Raw genomic sequence first — 22,913 nt, 5'->3', positions numbered from 1 at the left:
AATTTTCTCAGTGGATAAAGCCCCAATGGCCTGAGCTGATTGGCCAGAGCACGAACGCTGCAGGACCTACCAGATTGTATTCCTTCACCGTTCCCCAATAGCGGGAGTCCAATGAGTTCCCGGTATTGTCACCCATTGCCGCGTATTCGTTGAAGCCTGTTTTCCTGCTATCCGCATCCAGTTTGAGGACGTCCGTGGTTTCCACGAGGTAGCGATGCAAATCTTTGCTCGGATGTGCCAAAACATACCCTTTGTGGGATTTTTCGAAAGGCTCTCCGCCTTTGGCCACACGTTTGATTCCTGCCTCCTCCGCTACTCTCCCGTCTATCAGCAGATTCGGAGTATCGATGGAAAGCTCGTCACCGGGAACACCCACGAGACGCTTGATGTAGTGTGAACCTCCACCTTGTGGCCCGCTGTGCTCCTCAATACCCTTGATTCCCAGAGTATCGAATACGAAAACTTCTCCACGCTCAGGCTTCCTGAAATGATAACTGAACTTATCCACCAGAACGAGGTCACCAGCATCGATGAACCCTTCCAAAAGAACCTTTCCTTTCTCTATCACACCGCCCTGTTTGACAGCTCCGGCGATCGCCTCCTCCAGACCCAGCTCATAGGCTTGGCTGCTGGGTGCGGGTAATCTCAGAGGCTTTTGATTCAGACTCATCAGCTGTGACCTGCTGAAAAAGTGCATCCACTGCACATCCTGCGCATCGGTGCGATATCCTTCGGGAGTATTGGCGTAGCGGATCTGGCGATCCTGATCGTTTACCACCTTCACGTAGCTTCTACCGCGTAGCGCGTATTCCAGCATCCGTTTCGGGAAACTTGGCCACTCATCCTGCTTCAGCGGTGTTCCAACAATGCCGTTGAGCGTTGGTTGCATCGATCCAGTAGGAATCCGGAACGGTTGCAGATAATAGGCGCGCAGGCCCAGGGCGATCACGATCGCGACGAACATCACCTCCACATTCTCTTCAAACCAGCTCTGTGACTTCTCACGTGGCAACGAATTTTCGCAGGTAGCTCTCAGCTGCTTGGATGCCTCCGCGGTTTTCTCCTGATCGTTCTGCTTGATCGCCTTCAGCAAATCCTGCCTTCTCGATTCCACTTCCGCCACCCGATCCGGAGCCAGCAAATCCCGCTTATATGCGATGAATTTCTTGGCTCCCTTTGCCAAAATCTTCGCATTCTTTTTCCAGCTAGCTGTAAACATATGGCCGAACTCTGCACTCCCACCACTGGCCGCGCAAGTCCTAGTCAGCTGCTTTCCGGAGGAAACCCGAAGAGAAACATCTTCGCCAGATCCACTGAATTGGAATAGAACTGAGATTCAATGCTCTAGCTGCGAAGAGTTCTTCGCCAATGTACAGCCACGTCCCCACCTAGAATCCATGTTTTCCCTGATCAAAAACTACACTCACTGGCTTCACGGAAAATGGCCCGCCGGTGGTGTCGAGCAAGCACCGGCCACCAACGATGACGGCACCTGTAATATCCCCGGAATTTACATCGTCGGAGACCTCACCGGTGTTCCCCTCCTGAAATTTTCCGCGGATACGGGCGCCAGAGCGGTAAGCTCCATTCTCGAGGACTCCGGTTTCAAGAAATCCGAAACATCAGAGGAAACCCTCGATCTTGCCATTATTGGTGCCGGTGTCTCCGGTATCTCAGCCGCTATCGAAGCGAAGAAAGCCGGCCTGAACTTCAAGATTTTCGAGTCCGCAGAGGCATTCTCCACCATCCGGAATTTCCCGAGGAAAAAGCCCATCTACACCTATCCCACGGATATGAAGCCGGCCGGGGATATGCGGTTCGAATCGGATGTAAAGGAGGACCTTATCACCGAGCTCGAGGCGCAACAAAAGGAGCACGGCATTGAGACTACCAAAGCGGCAATCGAAAAGATTTCCCGCTCCGGAGGTATTCTGAAGCTCCATACGAAAAACGAGCCGATCACTGCCAAGCGTGTCATAGTAGCCATCGGCCGCACGGGAAATTTTCGCAAACTCAACGTCCCGGGTGAAGGACTGGAAAAGGTCTCGAACCGCCTGATCGACGCCTCCAAATACGATGGAAAACGCGTTATGGTCGTAGGCGGCGGAGACTCAGCGATGGAGGCGGCCATATCGCTGGCGGAAGAAGGCGCCACAGTCGATCTATCCTACCGGAAAAAGGAATTTTCCCGCCCAAAACCGGCAAATATAGAAAAGCTCAAAGAGCTGGAATCCAAAAAAACACTCACCCTTCACATGGGCACCAACGTGCAGGACATCGAGGAGGATGAAGTAACTCTCTGTGGAGAAGACGGCTGCGATAAAGTCATAAAGAACGACTACGTCTTCACACTTATCGGCCGCGAGGCCCCACTGGACTTTTTTAGAAAATCAGGCGTCCACGTCACCGGCGACAAAGGGCCGCGTTGGTGGATCACCATGCTTGGTTTCGGCCTGATCATGGCGTTTCTCTACCACTTGAAAGCTTATGCGGAAGTATTCGGCATCGCCGGCACAAATTTCTGGCAGGTTTTCGCATCCAGGAAATGGTTTCCCTTCAATATCCCGGTCATCGGCGGTGAAAACGGGCTACTCGCCATCATTTCCAAAGGTGCCTCCAGCGATCCGGGTTTCCTCTTCGCATTCATGTATACCGCGGTCATTGTGATCTTCGGCATTCGGCGTATCCGCCGCAGGAAAACCCCATACGTCAAACTACAGACAGCCACGCTAGCTTCCTTTCAGGTATTCCCGCTGTTCATCTTACCATTTATCATCCTTCCCTGGATGGGCGCGAACGGAGCATTCACCAACGGAGGCATAGGTGAATGGTTCGGCATGACATTCCTCTCAAACGGGCCCGGCACCGAGCCCACAGCCTATTGGCGGGCGTTCGGCTTCGTCCTCGCCTGGCCGCTCTTTATCTACAATATCTTCACCGATGCTCCACTGTGGGGCTGGCTGATTCTAGGGTTTATCCAGACCTTCGTCATCATACCGCTCATCGTCTGGCGCTGGGGGAAAGGAGCTTACTGCGGCTGGATCTGCTCCTGCGGTGCAATGGCGGAAACGCTTGGTGACCAGCATCGTCAGAAAATGCCACACGGTCCCCGCTGGAATAAGCTCAACATGGTCGGCCAAGGCATTCTCGCCATCACATTCATCCTCCTTGTCCTACGCCTCATTGGCTGGATCTTCCCGCAGACAGGGATCGGCCCCATCATGCTGGGCCTCAGTGAAAAATACTCCCCGTTTTCTTACAAATACCTGATCGATCTCTGGCTGGCCGGGGCCATCGGATACGGTCTCTACTTCCAGTTCTCCGGCCGGGTCTGGTGCCGCTTCGCCTGCCCGCTGGCCGCACTGATGCACATCTACTCCCGCTTCTCCCGCTTCAGGATTTTCGCGGAAAAAGAAAAATGTATCTCCTGCAATGTCTGCACAACCGTCTGCCATCAGGGAATCGATGTCATGGCATTTGCCAATAAAGGGAAACCCATGGAGGACCCGGAATGCGTGCGCTGCTCCGCTTGCGTGCAAAGCTGCCCCACTGGTGTGCTCGACTTCGGCAGATTGGGAAAACAGACAGAAAATGGTCGCGAACAGATCTTCGATACTCTACCAGCTTCCCTCGTCCGCTTGGCGGAACGGAGGAAAGGAAAGTAACCCTTCCACCGGGAGCATTGTATTCTTTTTTCTTCTATGTCTGATATTTTTCTGCGCGTCGCGTTCGCGATTTACGTAATAGCCAGCGCGGGGCTGCTATTCTACGGACTCAATGCCTACGTGCTTATTTTCCTCTTCGGAAAACGCGCAAAAGCCACCCAGGGCCGGCAGTTGAAAATCGAAGCGGAGTGGAACAAAAACCACCCATCTGGAAAAACTGATGATCTCCCGAAAATCACTACCCAGATCCCCCTTTACAATGAGTTTAACGTAGCTGAGCGATGCATCCGCGCCGTGGCTGCCTTCGACTATCCGGCGGACCTTCATCAGATCCAGATCCTCGATGATTCCAATGACGAGACGTGCGAACTCGTTGACCGCGTAGCCGCCGAGCTCCGCGAAAAAGGAATCTGGATCGACGTTTTCCGCAGAGAGATTCGCCACGGCTACAAGGCCGGCGCGCTCTCCGACGCCATGCCGGAAGCACACGGAGAATTTATCGCCATTTTTGATAGCGACTTCGTCCCGGAACCGGACTTCCTGCGCAGACTACTCCCTCATTTCATAGACGAAGAGACCGGCCTCGTGCAGGCACGCTGGGGCCACCTGAATACAAAGGAATCACTCCTCACCCGTGCGCAGTCCGTTGGAATCGATGGCCACTTCGCCATTGAGCAAACCGCGCGCTCCGCCAATCACCTCTTCCTGAATTTCAACGGAACTGCCGGAATCTGGCGTAGAAAAGCCATGGAAGACGCCGGCGGCTGGGCAGCCGATACTCTTACCGAGGATCTCGACCTATCCTACCGCGCCCAGCTCAAGGGCTGGCACATGGAATACGTCCCCCATGTCATGGTACCTGCCGAATTACCGGAAACCTATTCCGCATTTAAAAGTCAGCAATTCCGCTGGGCGAAAGGCTCCATCCAGACGGCCATCAAGCTTCTCCCCACCGTCTTCCGCTCGGAGGAACGCCCGTTTGCAAAGTTTCAGTCAATCTTCCACCTTTGCCACTACTTCGCACATCCGCTGATGTTCACCGTGGCAATGCTTGCACTTCCAGCGCTGAAATTTCTCAGCAAGGACGTTCAAACCTCATGGTTGATCCTGATTGCCGGCCCACTGCTCGCAGCCACCATCGGACCATCCATTCTCTACGTCATCAGCCAGCACTACCTCTATCCCGATAGCTGGAAGAAACGCATTCTCCTCCTCCCCGCGCTAGTTCTCGTTGGTTTCGGAATCTGTATCTCGAACACCAGGGCGGTCCTGGAAGCTATACTGGGAATAAAAAGTGGATTCGTCCGCACTCCGAAACGCGGCAGCAAGGTCACCAAAAGCTACAATCCTGTGGCTAGCGTCATTCCTATTCTGGAAATAGCTGCAGCACTCTACTGCATCCTCTCGGTATATATTTACTATAGACACGGCAGTTACGGGATTATTCCGTTTCTCACACTCTACATCGGCGGCTTCGGACTCGTCGGTATCAGCAGCCTTCGTGAACAGATCCATGCAGGCGGAAAATCCTGATATTCGGTCCTCCGCCTGGAAAATTTGCATCGGAATTTCCGCCGCAATTTGCATCGTCTGGTCTCTACTCGGGCCGCTCGAATCTAAATCCATTACACGGGTAGCACTCTTCTCTCTATCCGGCTTCTCCATGCTGGGCCTTGTGTTTTTCTTCCCGAAAATCACGGACCGTGGTGCCCGAAACCTCATCATCATCAGCGCAATCGTGCTCCGTCTCTTACTTTGGATGGCACCCGTATCCGACGATGTGAACCGTTACCTCTGGGAGGGAGAACTCGTCCTGGCTGGAGAAAATCCCTACGCGGCACCTGCGGATGATGCCCGCTGGGAGTCCCGCCGCGACGAAATCTGGGAAGGCATGAACCACCGGGATCGCCCGACCGCATATCCTCCGGGAGTCCAATGGATCATGGCCGCGACCGCCGCACTCGGACACGAGCTCCAGACCTTTAAGCTCCTCTCCCTAATCGGTGATCTTGTGACTCTCCATCTCATTATCGGATACTTACGGAAGCGCGCACTTCCACTCCGTTGGGCCGGCTTCTACGCGTTCAACCCCATCATCCTCATAGCTTTCGCTGCAGAAGCACATTTCGATAGCCTGATGATAGCAGCAATGCTCGCTGCCGTAATTTCCGCATCCAGGGGAAAATCCAGCGCATGGCTCTGGCTGGGAATTGCCATTCAGATCAAGCTCATCTGTATCATACTCATCCCTCTTTTTCTCACGCACAAACTTCTCCGCAGCTCCTACATCCTCCCGCTGCTACTTATTCTACCTTCACTCCCCTTCATTTCAGCACTTCCCGAATGGCTGGCCGGAGTTCGCGAGTTCGCAGGTTCCGGAGCTTTCAATGCGCCATTCCACACGTTTCTCGCAGCCGCCGGTATTCCCCACACCACAGTCAGGCTGATTCTCACCCCCGCATTCTGCCTGACCGCCGCAGCCATCTGTATCCTTCATTGGCGCGGGAAAAGCGATATCATCGAGTCCTCGATCTGGATGCTATCCGCGCTACTATTTTTCTCACCCATAGTTCATTTCTGGTATTTGGCGTGGGTACTTCCACTGGTCGCCCTTCGGCCGTCTTTTGCATGGATCATACTTTCCATCACCATGTCCGGATATTTTCTCGCATGGTGGACAGCGGAAAATATGGGCTGGTGGGGATTTGGCCACGGAATTGCCGCCTGCATCTGGCTCCCCGGCATCGTCGCTGCCATCGCCCAGAATCGATTCCTTTTCTCCCGCCTAGCAAAGCCCCAGCTGACTCTCGCAGTTTCCAACGAAATCGCCATCGTTCTCCCCATTCTGAATCCCGGAAACAAGCTTCCTGAATTTCTCCGCTCTATCCGAGAAAACGAAAACACACCGCTCGAGATCGTTATCGTGGACGGGGGCTCCGATAACCCGGAGGCAATAGCGGGAACGAAGGTTATCACCTCTGAAAAAGGCCGTGGAAACCAGATAGCCAAAGGAATTTCCGCGACATCCAGCCCATGGATTCTAATTGCCCACGTAGACACCATCCCTACACCGAATTTCATTGAGCGGATCAGAAAAGGCATCGCCGAAAATCCCGATGCCTCCCTGCTGGTCCTCGGCCAAAGATTTGATCGGCAGACCATCGGGACACTATTCATCGAGACTCTCAACGAGATTCGCGTCGTGTTCGGCGGAGTCGCTTTTGGCGACCAGACTATGATCCTGAGGCGCGAAGCTCTAGAACGCGAAAATGGCTTCCCCGCCCAACCATTGATGGAGGACGTGGAAGCCAGTATGAGAATGGCATCCGCAGGTCGTGTGGTCTACCTCGGCTCCGAGTGGACTGTTTCCGCCGGAAAGTGGAAGACTGGCTTTCTACAGAGAGTTTCTTTGGTCGTGAAACTTGTAGCACACTACCAGATCTCAAGACTTAGCGGCAGAGAGCAGGCAGCCCGGGTATCCGAGCGGATGTATTCGGAATACTATAAGTAACCTTACATGTCTTCTTCACTCTTCTCCATAGCGTCCTTGGAGATTCCGATCACTCCCGCACCGATCCTGTCACCTGCGTTTCCGGTAGGCTGCCCTCCGTCGTCTTCTTTCGCATGGATAATAACCCCGCGGCCTAGAATTCCGGTTTTACCCGCATCCAGAGTGATTCCTTTAACTGTGATCTCCAATTTGGCAGCACCATTTTCGTCCGCCTCCAGATTTCCCAGGTCGCCGGAGTGACGCATATCTTTGTCAGGTAATGCATGGTCATGGCCATCCGGATTGAAATGGCCACCCGCGCTTGTCGCGTCAGCACTGGCCATGTCCCCGAACTCGTGGATGTGGAAACCATGCTTCGAATTCGGTTCCAGACCTCCGACGTTAGCTGTAACCTTCACGCCTTCTTCTACTTTCTCGAAGACCACTGTGCCTTTGACATTGCTGTCTTTCACTGGGTAAATCACCGCAATCAGCTTATTCAGCTCCGCTGAAGAGTGCTCGGTGTGTTCTATTTTCTCCATGCCCTTCCCCTCTTCCATTGCTTGAAGGGAAACCACTGCCAGACCAAAAATCCCGGCGGCTTTGCATATATCGTTCAATCGGTGTTTTGTTTTCATATTGCATCTCTAATCGCAATATCCGTTCCAAGCCGAGAACCTCCCACGCACGGTAAGTTACGATGCATGATTCCCTCCAGCACCTTGCACCCTGCAAAGGCTGTCATGTAAATTGCGGCAACCGAACCTACGCTTTCACAGCTTTGAGCCCCAAAAACAACGGAAACTCCTCCGCCGCCCGGTGCTCTGCCTTGCTGAAAGGTCCTACCTGGGATCGGCGATGTGAGAACAACTCCACACATTTCATCACGCCCAATCCGGCATCGCCCATGGACGAGATCACATCAGCGAGCGGACGGTGATAGAATACCGTGCTCTCATCGGTGCCGAGCCCGGGACGTGTTTGAATCCCAATCTCAAGGGCCCTTCCATACTTATCGAGACGTCGAAACTGGATCTTCTGATCACCATCCCAGCCCCAATGGCTTTCCTTGGGAATACGGAAGCACGGATGCATCATCACGATCGCCACTTTTCCACCCGGCTTCAATGCAGCTGAGATATTTTTCATCAACCCATCGATATCCGGGACGTCATGCACCGCCATTACGCATGCCGCTGCATCAAAACTACCGTCCGCCCAGTCCCCCTCAACACATGCGTCCGCGCGCAAAAAATCTACCCCGCTCTCACGTCCATAACGCCCTCTTGCCGATTCGATAAGCTTCGCGCTGGCATCCACTCCCAGCACCTTCTCGACTCTTTCAGAAAGCAAGTGCTTCACCAGAACCCCTTGCCCACAACAAATATCGATTACTTCCTCTCCTCCGGAAAGATCCAGCAAATCCATTACCGCGGGTAAAATGACCTTCTGATGATAATCGGATCCATCAACTCCCACCATTTTATCATACCATCCGGCCACTCCATCCCAGCCCTTCTCGCCGCCGCCTTTGCTATTTCCCTCTGACTTGCGTCCACCTGTGCGGAATCCACCCGCGGTATTCTTGGCCTTCTTCGAGGAAAACCTCCCCCTGTATTTTCCCTCTCTGCGCGGATTATCCATGCGCAACTCTATCACCCTCACGCTGGAGAATAACCATCAAATTTTGAGCTTCGGGGCATTCGGGAAACACTTCCTATTTTTTCGACTGCACGAATCTATATCTCGCGCTAAAAATACAACCACCTTCATCAATACATAGCATCTACAATTGTATCTATTTAACACTCGACTCCGCCAGCATACATCATTTGACTCCCGCCGTTGAAATTACGCCCCCTAGTTTTGATTGTTATACTCATCGCATCATGCCGTAGCGATACCCGCGACGCCGTATGGTGGAGAAATGAGAAAGTCATTATAGAACTAAACAACCAAATCGAGCTGACCAATCTCAAGCTTCAACATGCTGCAGGAAGAACCCAGCATGATTCCCGGGAATCGACCACAGTCCAGGAACAAGAGATCGCGGTTTTAAAGCTCAAAAAGGCCACTTCCCTGAAGCGCCTGGCAGAAAAAGAAGCCACATGGGCTACCTACCGTGAAAGTGTTCTCAAAAAATGCCGTTCAGCCTATGAGGGAAGATATTTCCCGGAGTTTAAAACACTTGCTGGACGGAAATTCTCTGACTGCACCGTTACCAGGATTTCAAACGGCGGAGTTTCACTCAGACACGCGAACGGCACGGTCAGGTTGTCGGTGGATGAACTTTCCTTTGTCGAACACAAGAAATTTGGAATTGATCCTTCACTGGCGCTCGAACTCTACGCTTCTGAGCACGAGAACCGTATCATCCATGAAATCGAAGTGACGAATGCCTTAGCAAAAAATCCACCCAATAGCCCGAGCCCAGCAAAAAGCTATGCTACCAAATCCGCAAGCATACGCGCTGGTAGTAATCGGCCGTTTGCTAATTTCGCACCACTTGGCACTACCAGGAAATTTTCGGGAGTAGGATCGATCAATCGCAGCAAAACAAGTTCCCACTCACACGCAGAATACGAATCAAAGCCGCGCGTTGCGTCATCGCATTCCTCACCGCGCAATTCCGCTGTCTCATCAGCCGACCTCAAAGCTGCCGACTAAAGGACGAATTTCTCTCATATCCCTCCAAACACAATATCTTATAATGTTTCATAAATACGCAAAAATCGCCCCTTTGATCGTATCCCTTGGTTTTGTCTCCTGTGATGATCCAGCTCTCGTAAAGAAGAAAGGTGAACAGGAATCGGAAATCGCCCGCCTCACCGGCGAGCTAGAAATTGCCGAAGAAAAGCTAAAAGATCTTCCGGAAGACCGCACCGAAGAATTGCTATCAGCCACAGTAGTAAACAAGAAACTGGAAGCTGAGCGTCAGGAATTGCTCGACGAAATTGAGCAAATTGAAATGCAGGAAACATTATTGAAAGAACAATTCGATACCTACAAAGCGAAATATTCGACCGAGCAGCTAAAGCCACTGGACCAGTAACTACGAGGTTCGAAACTTGAAAAATCAAGAATATGTCATTTAACGATCTATTAAGCAGCAGTAAAGGCCCCGGTGTAATTGGCCTGATCATGGCACTACTCGTCCTCATCGGATTCGGGCTATTGGCGACACTTGCCTTTGAAGAGGACAGCGGCGGAAAGTCACTTGCCGGGATAGTTCGCCAGAACGGACTGCGAATTAGCAATGATGGCGAAAGATTGAAGAGTCTGAATGCAAAGCTCGCCACAATTCCGAATCGGCAAATCGTCGCAGATAAGGTCAGGACAATTTCTGCCCGGAACAAATACCTCGATGCGCAGTTTGATGCGCAGACTGAAAACCTGGAATTGGCAGAACTGAGGTTGGATGAGCTCGAAGAGCACTTTTTCGATTATAAAAACCAATACCGTGCCTTCGTAAGGGACAACGCGGAAGGCACCGAACTTGAATCTCTGGAAACCACCAACGGTGAAATTTACCATGAGGTCAGTATTCGGAAAGTTACAGCGGTTGGCTTGGAAATGCGTCACAGGGATGGACTGAAGCGCATCCCTTTCGAGGAACTGCCAGCTAAACTTCAGGACTACTACCAGTTTGATAAGGATCAGAAGGCTGATGAAATACAGCGCGAAATGGCGATGCTAAGGCGTCATAACAAAGCGGTGGGTATCGCCCATGAACACGCGGAAAAGGCCAATGAGCTGAGGAGGACCGCGGCAAGGCCATGGACGTGATAAGAGATAAGGAACAAAGGGCAAGCGGACTGGAGTCCGAGATCTCGAGCCTCAACGCTACCATCAGTTCCTACGCCAATAGCACCAGATCAACCATCGCATTGGACCGCTCCGGTTTGTATCGCAACCGCCTGGCCTCGAAACAAAGGGAATTATCCAGCCTGCGTAAGGAAATTTCCAAACTTCGCCAATCCCTTTAGTTTTCAACCACCCTCGATGACTTCTGAAAGCGATAGTGGGATTTTGACCATCCTCCTCTGCTTCGCCTCACTGATCTTTGCGGGCGTTTTTCTATCACTCCTGGCGGACAAGAGAGCTGCAGGGTCTTCCGAGACCAACGATAAAATTGCCGAAATCAGCAAAAACGAGGAAGACATCAAACGCCTGAGGGCATTGGTAACGTCCGCCAACCTTGAGTTGGAAAACTCCGCTGGAAACATTGAAACTCAACAGGTGGAGATTCTTGCCGCAGAAAATCTGAGGCAGAACCGGAGAGAAGAAGTTCGCCAGCTAAGGATGAAGCTGGTTCGGTCCGGGCTCCGAAGAAAGAAGCTAGAAAGAGAATATGAGGAATATATACTTTCCTACAAAAATCTTCTCTGGCACCGATCAAGAGGGGCGCGGATCGATTACATTGTCCTGAAGTCGGGACGGAAATTGAACAACGTTATAATAATGAACGTCGGCGCTGAAGGAATACTGCTATCACATACAGGCGGGGTAGCCCGACTGTCGGTAGCCGATCTCAGTTTGACCATGAGAAAGCGTTTCCAACTGAACCTGTTGGCGCCGGAGCCACGCAGGTAAACCTATCGGAGGATAAGTAAATTACTTCGCCTTGCGGTTCACAGCCTTCCAGTTCACGTGAAGTGTGTCTTCAACCGCGCCCTGCTGAATACCAACCTTTTTGCCGCTTTCCTTGGTGACTGTTGATTGGATCGTATCCATTTCCTTTCTCAGGACGATCGGGTAGAGTAGGGAGAACCAGATCTTACCCTCATCCACGGTGGTTTCGGTTTCAATTATCTGGCCCAAATCATTCTCGTAAGGCTTCATAGTCATTGAACCTTCCATCGAAAATACTGCACAGGGATGGCCGTGAACTCCCTCCACACCAATCATCTCCAGATCAAGCGAGCCACTTGCCGCATCTTTGATCACCAAATCCAGTGAGGCCCCACTCAACTTCTGTTTCGATCCTAATTTCAACGGATTTCTACCAAACCACCGCTTGGCCGGACGCAGTCCATTGTCGGTCAGAATTTCATCAATATTCGGTTCGAGTTCACTCGCCCACGACCTGGTAATAAATTCGGTTGTAGGAACCGCTGCCCATCCTTTGCCCTTATTGTTGAATTGAACGGCTTTCCCTTTCAATTTATCAACAACCTTATCCGTGCGCTCCGGTGCCGGCAGACCGGCGGCAATCGCCTTCTCGGCAGCTACCTCTATCTGTTGCAGTTCCTGAATGCTCAACAGACGCCTTGAAACATTATCCCTTTTGGTAACACGCACAGCTTTTCCAGCCATTTCATACTCGGTCACATCATCCATACGGGCGGATAGGGTGTCGATTTCATCGCCAAACCTGGATTTACCGGCGATCCTCACTTTTTTCAATTTTTTGGTCTCGGTAACGACTACCTTCAAATGCGGAGGGAATGGTAAATCAGTCCTCAAAAGATAACCGCCATCGACCTTCAGTATAAGTTTGTTCAAGGCACGATCAATTTTCGTCTCCAAAGTTTCCTCATGCTCCATGAAATTCATATCCATGGCATCTTCCGCGGTCATATCAGACTTTTGATTCTCGGCCTCTATGATTCCAAGTTTCACGGAGAACAGTTTCCCTGCATCGTAAATCAGAACCATCGATATGAGGACCACGATGTGAAACAGAACCGACAGAATTTGTTTGGTGGATCTACTAACTTTACCTGCCATTTCGGAAAAGAAGATAGTCAATCAATCCGAATATTGACATCTCTTTTTACCGTTTCTGTAAACTAAGAAGCCCCCGGTAAAAATTACCGGAGGCTTTCATTAAACAAGTGATCTAGAGGGCCGTTATTGACCCTGTGGAATCTGGACCGGGAACCCGCCACCTTCTGGCGCAGGAGGCGCGTCCTGAATCTCCGTAAGTTCAAGTTCGAAGATTAGAACAGAGTTAGGAGCAAGGTCAGCGCTACGACGTTGTGGGCCGTATGCAAGCTCGCTCGGGATGAAGAGCTTCCACTTTGAACCAACCGGCATAGTGGTTAGTGCTTCGCGGAAACCAGGAATCACTTGAAGCGTCATCGGCACCGGAGCTCCCTCAGGAGAAGCGTCGAATTCAGTGCCATCGATCAAAGTGCCCTTGTAGTTGACCATAAATTGTTTCTCCGCTTCGCCTTCCTTAGGTTCCGCGTATTTTTCCTCACCGCCTTTTTCAAGGATCTCATATTGAAGACCGCTTTCAGTAGCTACCACGCCTTCGCGCTTTTTGTTTTCTTCGAGGAATTTATTACCTGCCTCGAGATTTGCTGCCGCTAGATCGTCTTCCCGCTTCTGAACAGTTTCACCGAGAACCGACATTGCAGCCTGGATTTGCTCATCCTGATACGCTGCATCTTCTTCTTTGATCCCGCTGTTGAAGGCTATCATGAATTCTTCCATGTCTAGATCTTCCAGAGTGATACCATATCCGCTGATTTCCTGCGCAAAACGGCGGCCTGTGCTGTAGCCAAAACCGTAGGAGTAAGCCTCTTTGCTAGCTGCCGCATCCATAGCCGGAGCTGCCGCCTCTTCTGCAGCAGGTGCTGATTCTTCCTTTGGAGCGTCTTGTGCGAAGAGAATGCCTGATGCTGCGAATGCGATTAGACCTGCTCTGGTGGCCTGTTTGAATAATTCTTGGGTCATATAGTTCTAAATTGGTCGCGAACATTAGAAGCGGCTTTATGGCCTGTCCAGAACGGCTTTTTCACATTTTTAGATTCATTTCACATGAAAATCCGGCCGAGTTTGGGGAGCTCCATCCCGGCACTATCATAAAGGATTTTCCTAAGTTCTTCCACAAACCCACGGGCCGCCAGACTATCGCGGCAAATTGCCCGCAGCACCATTGCCTCTCCATTCAGCCCTCCGTGGCCCATGTAGACATCGTCGTTCTCGAGCTGTTCGATTTTTTCCTTCGGCCAATTTTCCACCATCTTGCCGGATAAAAAGACTGAGATAAAATGCCCCGATTCAAACATCGCGGTGATCCCTTCAGGGCCTCTACCCAGACCGATCATCTCATACTTCTCCCGGGCGACCAGATCACCACTCACGAAGAGGTCCAGTTCCCACCTGAGTTTCTCGTATTCAAAGCATTCTCCCCGCGCCACGCGGCCGGGTGAAATCCAATCGATAAAAAAAAGACTCGCTCCCTCTTCCAGATGAATCGATGTGCGTTGCTCGTAGCTCGCGCCCTTATGGGGAATAAATGCCTCGGGAATCCATTCCAAAAATCCTCCCTTATCCACATGAAACGTCTGATCACAGACTGCCGGCTTACCGGTGCGCGTGCGGAAAACCCGTGAGGAGCTGGGTGTGCTCAGCACCAGCTTCGCATCATTTCCGACTTCAACTTCACATACCAGAGCATCACCATCGAAAAAACCGGCCGTCGGATTCACCAAAGTCACGATCAACGCTCCGGCATCCCTATGCGATTTCGAAAGATGGATGGGCGCGCGAAAACTCTGCTTCGAAAGATACGGAACCCCATCATCGCGCACATCACAGCGGATTCTGAGATGCCCGCTGATCGAATTTCCCGTCATTACCTCCATCAGACAAAAAGGTACTCGTGCTTTAGCCACCCGAGAAGTTCATCTTTCCCCTTCTCTGATTTCAGATCCGCAAAAACCACGGGCCGGTCACCCCGTTGGATCTTGGAATCCCTTGCCATCACATCCAGATCAGCTCCCACATAGGGAGCAATATCGATTTTATTGATCAGTAGGAGATCACTCGTCCGGATTGCAGGGCCTCCCTTTCTGGGTATTTTGTCACCCTCGCCCACGTCGATCACATAAATATATGCATCCACCAATTCCGGCGAAAACGTGGCCGAAAGATTATCTCCACCACTTTCAATAAGGATAAGCTCAAGATCCGGATGCCTGTTCTCAAGATCCACCACTGCCGCCATATTCATGCTGGTATCATCACGAATCGCCGTATGTGGGCATCCACCGGTCTCCACACCTATGACCCGGTCGGCGGGTAAAACGTTCTCCCGCAGGAGAAATTCAGCATCCTCACGGGTGTAGATGTCATTGGTAATCACCGCCAGTGACACCTCTTCCTTCAACCATTGGGAAAGTCGCAGAAGGCACATGGTTTTACCCGATCCCACAGGGCCACCCACGCCCAAACGGAATGGTCTTTTTTTTGTTTCAGGAGATGAAAAGTCGTTCATTGGAAAATGCATGTTTGAGTGAAGCTATCTCTAGCAAAGGGTTAAAATGGCCATCGACCTCCATTTTGAGCGCCGCATCCACCTTGGCGTCCATCCGCTTCAAGACGCGACTGAGGATACGCTGACAGGCCGTTTGACCGATCCTCATCAGCTTCATTGATGAGGAGGTCCCTGCCACGATTGCCTGATAGGAAAAAGCTCTGGCCGCAGCCTCGACCGACACATTTCGCAGCTCCAGAGCCGTTACGATCAAGTGATGACTGCGTGGACAACGCCTCCGGTGTTCTTCGAAAAACTCGCAACCTTCCAAGTCACATAGAAGTACCAGACGCTGGGATCCGATTCGGCGGCCCGCATCTCTCAGCTCTGCGGGTATGCGCCAGGCATCGAGTTCTGCATCAAGATTCAGTAGAAGCTCGGCGTCGGATTCCACCGCGGCAGCATGTGCTCTAGCAAAAAACGGCAGCTCAAACTTCAAAAGATTTGGGACCACCTGCTTTTCCAGAAATTTTTCGAGCCCCTCTGCATCCGCTACAATACCAGCCCGAACCAACTCCTCCAACCCGAACGAATGCGCGTAACCTCCCGACGGGTAGCCCGTATCGTTCGATTGCAAAATCCATAGTAGCCCCTCGGTGTTCAAATCTATTAGGTATGTTGAATAGCTTTCATTGGCGTGAAAATCACTTCCGGTTCGGAATAGTCCCAGCCTTCCCTCTTTAGCAGATGCATCATCGCATCATCGTGCAGCACTCTTAGTGAATCCGCTGTAACTTCCGCAGGGAGATGTAGATTTCCCACTTTCCAGCCAACCAAGGTCCCATGGGCGGCGTCCTTGAAAGGCACCTCGTAAACGCGTTCAGGCAGCTGGCGGACAATATAATCCTTCCCCCCGCTTTGAAAAATCACGCATCCATCCAGAAGCCTGCTCTCAAGATCAAAACCGAACTCGGTCCCATCCACGGCAATACCTCTCCAGCGTCTTTTTAGAAATTTTCTCCTTTCTGTGGCTAGCAAAACACAGTCGGAAGGATCCTTTCCAGAAGCCGGCGCCACCATCCTCTCAATCAAATGCATCAGAATAGGAAATAGCGTTGGGCCATGGGTAAAACGGAAAGAGGCTCACACCTCAATTCCCGGCCATCTGCAACAACTGAATAGGTTTCCGGATCCACCGTAATTTTCGGCAAAGCATTGTTATACAACAGATCATGCTTTGTCACAGATCGGCAGTTCTTCACCGCTGAGAGACGTTTCGCCAGACCCAGCTCGTCCAACTTTCCGCACTGGAGGGAAATTCCGCTGACAAATGTCAGTGAAGTCGTCGCAATCGATTTCCCGAAAGCACCGAATTGCGGACGATAAATCGTAGGCTGTGGTGTCGGTATTGATGCATTCGGGTCACCCATATTCGCCCACGCAATGAAACCACCTTTGAGAACGGTTTCAGGTTTCACACCGAAGAACGCAGGTTTCCAGATCACAATATCGGCTAGTTTACCGACTTCCAGACTACCAACTTCGTGAGAAATTCCGTGGGTCACCGCCGGGCAAATTGTGTATTTGGAAACATACCGAAGCGCCCGGAAATTATCTGCCGCAGGATGACTTTCATCCTCCAGCTTGCCGAACTGGACCTTCATTTTATGAGCAGTCTGCCAAGTACGGGTGATAACCTCTCCTACCCTTCCCATCGCCTGACTGTCACTCGACATCATCGAAATTGCTCCCATATCATGCAGCATGTCTTCGGCCGCGATCGTTTCAGGTCGGATCCGGCTTTCAGCAAAAGCGACATCTTCCGGGATACGGGAATCAAGGTGATGGCAAACCATCAGCATATCCAAATGCTCGTCGATCGTATTGGTCGTGAACGGTCTTGTAGGATTGGTGGACGAAGGGAGGACATTCGCCTCGCCACATACACGGATAATATCAGGTGCGTGGCCTCCGCCTGCTCCTTCCGAGTGATAGGTATGTATCGTCCGCCCGTTGAAGGCATCAAGAGTGCTTTCCAGAAAACCTGCTTCGTTCAGAGTATCAGTGTGGATCGCAACCTGGATATCCAGTTCATCCGCCACAGTCAGGCAGCTATCGATTGCCGCGGGAGTAGTGCCCCAGTCCTCGTGGAGTTTCAGGCCCATTGCACCAGCCATCACCTGCTCGCGCAGGGGCTCGTGAGAGGAGCAATTCCCCTTACCCAGAAATCCTATGTTCATGGGAAAAGCATCCGCGGCTTCCAGCATGCGATGAATATTCCATTTTCCGGGTGTGCAGGTAGTTGCGTAAGTCCCGTGTGCGGGACCAGTACCTCCACCCAGCATGGTAGTCACACCACTGGCGATTGCGTGCTCGATTTGCTGAGGACAAATAAAGTGAATATGGGAATCGATACCACCTGCGGTGACGATACATCCCTCCGCCGCAATCACCTCTGTGGCAGCTCCGATGGTCATCGTAATTCCATCCTGAAGCAGAGGATTCCCCGCGTGACCTACTCCTACTATGCGCCCACCCTTGATACCGATATCAGCTTTAATAATACCATGGGCGGCATCAAGAATCAGAGCGTTGGTGATTACAAGATCGAGAGACTCCTCATCCAGGGCGAGAGGTGACTGAGCCATCCCATCACGGATAACTTTTCCCCCACCGAATTTCACTTCATTCCCATATCCTCCACTTTCAGCTATCAGATCTCGCTCAACCTCAATGAAAAGTTCCGTATCTGCCAGCCGGACCTGATCTCCCACGGTAGGGCCGAAGGTTCCGGCATAATTCTTTCTTGTTTGTTTCATGCCTTAGAGTTTTCCATTCACCTTCGAATTAAATCCATGGACTTCGCGCTTACCGGCATATGCCACCAAAGGGACTTTCCTGGTATCACCAGGCTCAAAACGGATAGCCGTGCCAGCAGGTATGTTCAGCCGAAATCCATGAGCAGCCGTGCGATCAAAATCGAGTTCTTCATTCACCTCGGAAAAATGAAAATGACTGCCTACCTGGACCGGTCTGTCGCCGCGGTTGGCAACTGTGATCTCGATCATATCCAATCCGGAATTCAGTTCAATATCCTCGGCGCCCTCCGGGCAGATAATTTCTCCTGGGATCATCGAATTGGGTCGTGAACGGTTACAAGCTTAGTGCCATCGGGAAAAGTTGCTTCCACCTGCACATCGTGAATCATTTCAGGAACTCCCTCCATCACGTCATCGCGACCGAGAAGAGTTGTTCCGTAGCTCATCAACTCGGAAACGGTTTTTCCATCGCGGGCACCTTCGAGAATTTCCGCGGTGATATATGCGATGGATTCCGGATGATTGAGCTTAAGCCCGCGATTCTTCCTTCTGAGTGCTAGATCACCTGCCACGACGATCATTAGCTTTTCCTGCTCTCTTGGGCTTAGGTGCATTTTATAAAATTAAGTTACATCAGTGTTCTGAAGTCGAATCACGCCAGATGCCACCTTGTTTCTGGGAGAATGCGTAGATGAGACAACCGCCAACGAGCATAAGGACCATAAGACCACCAAGATCGAATTGGCCCACATCGGACTTTGCCGGGGAAGTTATGGTCACCTGATCGAATTCGTCCACCTCATCGGGAAAATGAGCGTGTCCGGGAGGTCCCGGATGAGCTCCGGATGTGGCTCCAAGAGCGAGGAAGAGGCCGAGAACGGCCGCACAGCTGCGATTTCTGAGAATAGATTTCATGGTGCTTGAGAATACTTTAGCAAGTGATGTGCCAGTTCCAGCGCTTCGGTTTGGGATAAACTAAACCCGTAGAACTCCATCCGGAAAACGAAAAGCCTCCAAACCTGAAAACAGGAACTGGAGGCAACAAACGATAAGGCGAAAACGGCGTATAGGCTCTGAATTTGAACCTGCGGAATACCTTTCGGAAAAATAAAAAAAACGGGAGGACCCGGAGTGCAAAGCACAACCGAATCCTCCCGTCAGCAACCGTTATAACAACAAGAACGAGAGCGGCTTAGAATGAGCAGCCGATACCGAAGTTTACGTTGAACGGGTAATTATTTTCATTACCGATCACGTCGTCTTCAGTGAAGTAAAAGTCAACACCGGTGTGGAAATCCCACTCACCGAAGCCTTCTCCGATGTAAGGAGTAAGTGGAAGTGTTGCGTGAACACCTACAGAGCTGTAGCCGTAACCGGAGTCAAGACCTGCACCGTGGAATTCGTCGGTAGCGAAGATCGCTACGCTAGCCGGGAAGCTGAAGGTAACAGGACCTGCTTCAACATCGTAGGATACGCCGAATACGAAGATTGTTCCTGTATCACCACCTGAAGCACCTTCACCTACGCGGTTATGGATGGTAAGGGATGGGGAAAGGAAAGTATCGTAACCGAAGCTAAGATCGATGACGTCCTCGCTGTCACCACCGTAGAACCACTCTTGATAAGTGATGCCAGCGCTGAATGCACCGAAGGACTTGGAAAGACCAACCCAGATGTCAGTTTCCTGAGCAGTGATTGCACCTGGAGCTTTGCCATTGATCTCAACCCATACACCAGTGGTGAGAGTGAAATCGTATGGAAGAGCGAAGGCGAGTTCAGCACTAGGGTAGAAACCGTAGTCGCTGTTGTCCACGCCGTCCTGCCAGACATCGAAGCCGTAGGAGATGAAGTGTGAGTTGAAGTCAAGGGAGAGAGTTCCGGAGATAACATCTTCGGAAGGCATTTCCATTGGTGGCGCAGGAGTCATTTCTGTGCCTGCGATTGCGGTAGCACCGGAAAGAGCAGCGGTAACGGCTGCAGTCCCGAGGATATTGCGGTAGTAGTTGTTTTTCATGTTTCAGCTATGTGTTTCGGACTCATCTGTTGTGATTGATCCACCAACAAGAAAGCCGATCACGTGCCACTAATTCCCCCGCAGAAATTCTAGTATGAATCGTTTTCATTCCTATCGTTTCGTCTGATGAATTTCTCGCATAACGAGAACCTCGATCTCTGAGAGCCAGTTGTTCCGCCTGCGAAATGCGTGGCAACTAATCGAAAGATTTCATACGGCAGTAGGCGGATGCCTATTTTCTCACAGGGAAATACCAGCCATCCCCCTTGTCGAGATACTGCTCCATCTGTGGGTGCTGCTTGAGAATATTCTCACGCTCATGGGGACCTCTTACGGCCATCTGCAGCTGGAACGCGGCAGCAAAACCGACGACAAGGAATACAACCCGGAACGGATTCAACGGCCCGGCCACAACCTTGTGTTGTCCTAAAAAGTCCCAAATGGGTTTCCCGATCCGTCTGGTGGTGAACCAACTCATTGACTGGCATAGAACCGAAAGCAGAGGCCATCCGAAGCCGATACCACTAATCATCACACGGATTGATCTCCAAATTCCCGCCTTCAGACTCAGTTTCCCATCATCTTCATTCACCACTTTCAGGCTCATCAGCCATTTTCCCGGTGTCGTCCCGAATTGATGCAAGAGCCACGCTTCGTACATAAACCAAGGCAGATACATCGGGAGAAGAAGCCAGGAATTCTCTATCGCTGCGCCAATATCCTGACCTGCCACATACATGCCCAGCCACCAAATTGATGCGTAGACAGAGAGGTCCAGCCAGCGCGCCCAAAACCTTCTGACCAGATATTTTTTCGGCTTTGGCTCGGAACTTTTAGCGGCCTCCGCCCGCTTAAGATATTCGGGAGGTAACTGGGGTGGTAATTTACCCTTTTCCTCGGGAAACTCGCCTTTGAAGATTTCTGATTCCCCGATCTTTGTCCATTCCGGTAGACCTTCGTACCAGATTCTTGAGTCTGCGTCCAAATCTCCGTGAGAGATCCTGGTGCGCACCACATAATCAGGAAATGGTCCCGACTTTTCGCCATTCGTGATTAACCAGAAATCCATGGATCAGAGATTTCTCAGGGATTTGGCCGCGTCACTTCTTGCCGCAAAAAATGCTGGTACCAGAGCAGCTGCGGAGCAGAGGACAAATGCAAGGAACCCGATTATTCCTTGCTCAATAGGATCGTTATGAGCTGGAAGGACACCAAATCCTGTCAGTGATGCGGAAAACGGATCGAAACCAACGGCTCTCAAAGTTTCCTGAACACCTCCCCGGAAATAGATAACCAACCTTCCCAGACCGACACCCAACGCGGCCCCCAATAGACCGAGGAGCATTCCTTGATATAGGAAAACTCTTACGATCTGCCCTGGTGCCGCCCCGAGTGCTTTCATAACGCCGATCTCGCGCCTCTTCTGAATCGTTACCGTGAACATTACCGCCATCATCGAAAAGGCGGATACCAACACGATGAAAGATAGCGCGAAATACATCATCACGCGTTGCTGGTTGATGAGAGCAAAGAAGGCCTGATATTGATCTCCCCAAGTCTCCAAGTAGCGATCCGGTCCAAGAATCTGACGTCCTTTTACCGCAATCTCCTCAGCCTGGTAGGCATCGTCCAAACGGAGCGCAACGCCCTGTACCTGATCGTCCAACCCAGCCAAATCCTGTGCTAGAGGTAGAGGAATAAATAATTCGGGAGTTACAGCCATTTGAGATGCCGCGTAAACTCCTACTACCAAGGCCTCTTTCGGCAAAACCAACTCTTTCAAACCCTTGAGTATCTCCGCATCCATCTTCTCGGCATCGGATTCCGCCAACTCCTTGAAAGCCCCTTCCACTGATAACTTTTCGTCATCGGTGAAGCGAAATTCCGTCTCATCAGCATCCCTGGCGCCAGCTTCCATAGCTCGCAGCAAACTTTCCACCATGTCATGCTCGGGATCCCTGATTTCCTCCTCCCAAATCATCCGGAAGGAGTCATAAACGCCACCCAGTTCGTCAGCTGAGATTTCCCAGGTTTCTCCCTTCTTGATCCAGGATCCACTGAATGTCTCCTCGGCCGCTTTCCATGCTTCCGGATAGGCTTCTCTTACCACCGGCTGGTCAGTCGCCTTGTAAGCCTCCATCACACTTTCGAAATTTCTGGTTGAATAAAGGCGCATCGTATCGCCGATTTGTAGCTGAAACTGCTCAGCCACTATCGAGGAAATTACCGCGCGGTCGTCGATTCCAAGATCGGCTGTCGATTCCGGAAATTCTTTCAGGTCGAGCATCTTTTCAACTCCTGCCACTTGCTCGGGATCACTGGTATCGACTGCCCGAAAAGTGACCGGCCTCTGCCAGGATCCGACATCCAGAATTACGTTATCAGCAATAAACGCAGTCGCCGCCGCTACTCCCTCAAGCTTTGCAGCTTCCTCGGCAAGCGTGTGCCAGGTTTCTGCATCTTCATCGATAATTTCTCCATCCATTGTAGGATTCAGTGCAGGTGACTTGACCAAGATATGTGGAGTAAAACCTAGTAACCGGTCCTTCACGTCCCGCTCCAGTCCGGCATACACCGCCATGACCACCACCAACACTAGAACCCCCAACATCACACCGACCAGTGAAATCAGTGTGAACGAAGAAAGAAGAGCGCGACGCGGGTTTAAATACCGCCTCGCCAACATGAAACTGAAAGATCGCTTTTTGATACGCAG

Annotated in this window: 24 protein-coding genes; 8 read left to right on the top strand and 16 right to left on the bottom strand. The window is 51.4% G+C overall.

Annotation, left to right across the window (positions count from 1 at the left end; genetic code table 11):
• Positions 1-7 precede the first annotated feature (7 nt).
• Entirely contained in the window at positions 8-1,219 is a 1,212-nt protein-coding gene (lepB, locus tag AAGA79_RS05390) for a signal peptidase I (protein ID WP_411827748.1), read from the bottom strand.
• A 178-nt stretch (positions 1,220-1,397) separates the two neighbouring features.
• On the opposite strand from lepB, the gene AAGA79_RS05385 reads away from it, so the two are divergent.
• Genes AAGA79_RS05385 through AAGA79_RS05375 form a run of 3 tightly spaced genes read left to right on the top strand, consistent with a single transcriptional unit; the run spans position 1,398 to position 7,176 of the window.
• Positions 1,398-3,665 carry an NAD(P)-binding domain-containing protein gene (locus AAGA79_RS05385; RefSeq protein WP_411827747.1) on the top strand — a complete coding sequence of 756 codons (2,268 nt, stop codon included), beginning with the start codon at positions 1,398-1,400 and terminating at the stop codon, positions 3,663-3,665.
• A 36-nt stretch (positions 3,666-3,701) separates the two neighbouring features.
• On the top strand, positions 3,702-5,198 hold the full coding sequence (locus AAGA79_RS05380) for a glycosyltransferase (RefSeq protein WP_411827746.1): 1,497 nt from the start codon (positions 3,702-3,704) through the stop codon (positions 5,196-5,198).
• Positions 5,167-7,176 (top strand): glycosyltransferase, encoded by a 2,010-nt coding sequence (locus AAGA79_RS05375; RefSeq protein ID WP_411827745.1) that lies wholly within the window; start codon positions 5,167-5,169, stop codon positions 7,174-7,176. Before AAGA79_RS05380 ends, AAGA79_RS05375 begins: the two co-directional genes overlap by 32 nt.
• A 2-nt stretch (positions 7,177-7,178) precedes the next feature.
• On the opposite strand, the gene AAGA79_RS05370 is transcribed toward AAGA79_RS05375, so the two are convergent.
• Positions 7,179-7,793, bottom strand: coding sequence for a superoxide dismutase family protein (locus tag AAGA79_RS05370; protein ID WP_411827744.1), 615 nt, complete (start codon positions 7,791-7,793; stop codon positions 7,179-7,181).
• Positions 7,794-7,920: 127 nt separating this feature from the next.
• The gene (locus AAGA79_RS05365) at positions 7,921-8,799 is read right to left on the bottom strand and encodes a class I SAM-dependent methyltransferase (RefSeq protein ID WP_411827743.1); all 879 of its coding nucleotides are present in this window, start codon (positions 8,797-8,799) and stop codon (positions 7,921-7,923) included.
• A 222-nt stretch (positions 8,800-9,021) separates the two neighbouring features.
• On the opposite strand from AAGA79_RS05365, the gene AAGA79_RS05360 reads away from it, so the two are divergent.
• The 5 genes from AAGA79_RS05360 to AAGA79_RS05340 are packed head-to-tail and all read left to right on the top strand — an operon-like array spanning position 9,022 to position 11,748.
• Complete coding sequence (locus tag AAGA79_RS05360; protein WP_411827742.1) at positions 9,022-9,822, top strand: hypothetical protein; 801 nt, start codon at positions 9,022-9,024, stop codon at positions 9,820-9,822.
• Between the two features lie 43 nt (positions 9,823-9,865).
• Complete coding sequence (locus AAGA79_RS05355; RefSeq protein WP_411827741.1) at positions 9,866-10,207, top strand: hypothetical protein; 342 nt, start codon at positions 9,866-9,868, stop codon at positions 10,205-10,207.
• Positions 10,208-10,239: 32 nt separating this feature from the next.
• The gene (locus tag AAGA79_RS05350; protein WP_411827740.1) at positions 10,240-10,941 is read left to right on the top strand and encodes a hypothetical protein; all 702 of its coding nucleotides are present in this window, start codon (positions 10,240-10,242) and stop codon (positions 10,939-10,941) included.
• Positions 10,932-11,141 (top strand): hypothetical protein, encoded by a 210-nt coding sequence (locus AAGA79_RS05345; RefSeq protein WP_411827739.1) that lies wholly within the window; start codon positions 10,932-10,934, stop codon positions 11,139-11,141. Before AAGA79_RS05350 ends, AAGA79_RS05345 begins: the two co-directional genes overlap by 10 nt.
• Positions 11,142-11,157: 16 nt before the next feature.
• A complete protein-coding gene (locus AAGA79_RS05340; RefSeq protein WP_411827738.1) occupies positions 11,158-11,748 on the top strand; it encodes a hypothetical protein in 591 nt (196 codons plus the stop codon).
• 21 nt (positions 11,749-11,769) lie between these two features.
• Here AAGA79_RS05340 and AAGA79_RS05335 read toward each other — a convergent pair whose 3' ends face one another.
• From AAGA79_RS05335 to AAGA79_RS05275, 13 genes are all read right to left on the bottom strand, one after another.
• Positions 11,770-12,885, bottom strand: a complete 1,116-nt coding sequence (locus AAGA79_RS05335) for a hypothetical protein (RefSeq protein ID WP_411827737.1) — start codon at positions 12,883-12,885, stop codon at positions 11,770-11,772.
• Positions 12,886-13,008: 123 nt separating this feature from the next.
• Complete coding sequence (locus AAGA79_RS05330) at positions 13,009-13,839, bottom strand: FKBP-type peptidyl-prolyl cis-trans isomerase N-terminal domain-containing protein (protein WP_411827736.1); 831 nt, start codon at positions 13,837-13,839, stop codon at positions 13,009-13,011.
• Positions 13,840-13,919: 80 nt separating this feature from the next.
• On the bottom strand, positions 13,920-14,744 hold the full coding sequence (locus AAGA79_RS05325; protein WP_411827735.1) for an urease accessory protein UreD: 825 nt from the start codon (positions 14,742-14,744) through the stop codon (positions 13,920-13,922).
• Between the two features lie 8 nt (positions 14,745-14,752).
• Positions 14,753-15,397 carry an urease accessory protein UreG gene (gene ureG, locus AAGA79_RS05320; RefSeq protein WP_411827734.1) on the bottom strand — a complete coding sequence of 215 codons (645 nt, stop codon included), beginning with the start codon at positions 15,395-15,397 and terminating at the stop codon, positions 14,753-14,755.
• A complete protein-coding gene (locus tag AAGA79_RS05315; protein WP_411827733.1) occupies positions 15,363-16,001 on the bottom strand; it encodes an urease accessory protein UreF in 639 nt (212 codons plus the stop codon). The genes ureG and AAGA79_RS05315 overlap by 35 nt, the downstream gene beginning before the upstream one ends.
• 32 nt (positions 16,002-16,033) lie before the next feature.
• Positions 16,034-16,402 (bottom strand): urease accessory protein UreE, encoded by a 369-nt coding sequence (locus AAGA79_RS05310; RefSeq protein ID WP_411827732.1) that lies wholly within the window; start codon positions 16,400-16,402, stop codon positions 16,034-16,036.
• A 59-nt stretch (positions 16,403-16,461) separates the two neighbouring features.
• Positions 16,462-18,183 carry an urease subunit alpha gene (ureC, locus tag AAGA79_RS05305; RefSeq protein WP_411827731.1) on the bottom strand — a complete coding sequence of 574 codons (1,722 nt, stop codon included), beginning with the start codon at positions 18,181-18,183 and terminating at the stop codon, positions 16,462-16,464.
• A gap of 3 nt (positions 18,184-18,186) precedes the next feature.
• A complete protein-coding gene (locus tag AAGA79_RS05300; protein WP_411827730.1) occupies positions 18,187-18,498 on the bottom strand; it encodes an urease subunit beta in 312 nt (103 codons plus the stop codon).
• On the bottom strand, positions 18,495-18,797 hold the full coding sequence (locus tag AAGA79_RS05295) for an urease subunit gamma (protein ID WP_411827729.1): 303 nt from the start codon (positions 18,795-18,797) through the stop codon (positions 18,495-18,497). Before AAGA79_RS05295 ends, AAGA79_RS05300 begins: the two co-directional genes overlap by 4 nt.
• A 19-nt stretch (positions 18,798-18,816) precedes the next feature.
• Positions 18,817-19,098, bottom strand: coding sequence for a hypothetical protein (locus tag AAGA79_RS05290; protein WP_411827728.1), 282 nt, complete (start codon positions 19,096-19,098; stop codon positions 18,817-18,819).
• A gap of 277 nt (positions 19,099-19,375) precedes the next feature.
• Entirely contained in the window at positions 19,376-20,197 is an 822-nt protein-coding gene (locus AAGA79_RS05285; protein WP_411827727.1) for a hypothetical protein, read from the bottom strand.
• A gap of 232 nt (positions 20,198-20,429) precedes the next feature.
• A complete protein-coding gene (locus tag AAGA79_RS05280) occupies positions 20,430-21,266 on the bottom strand; it encodes an RDD family protein (protein WP_411827726.1) in 837 nt (278 codons plus the stop codon).
• Between the two features lie 3 nt (positions 21,267-21,269).
• Complete coding sequence (locus tag AAGA79_RS05275; RefSeq protein ID WP_411828214.1) at positions 21,270-22,883, bottom strand: ABC transporter permease; 1,614 nt, start codon at positions 22,881-22,883, stop codon at positions 21,270-21,272.
• Positions 22,884-22,913: the final 30 nt, after the last annotated feature.

It is taken from the genome of Luteolibacter sp. AS25, from assembly GCF_046736275.1.
Taxonomy (GTDB): Bacteria; Verrucomicrobiota; Verrucomicrobiia; order Verrucomicrobiales; family Akkermansiaceae; genus Luteolibacter.
Note: the sequence above shows the minus strand (reverse complement) of the source record. Positions and strands in the feature narration are given on the sequence as shown.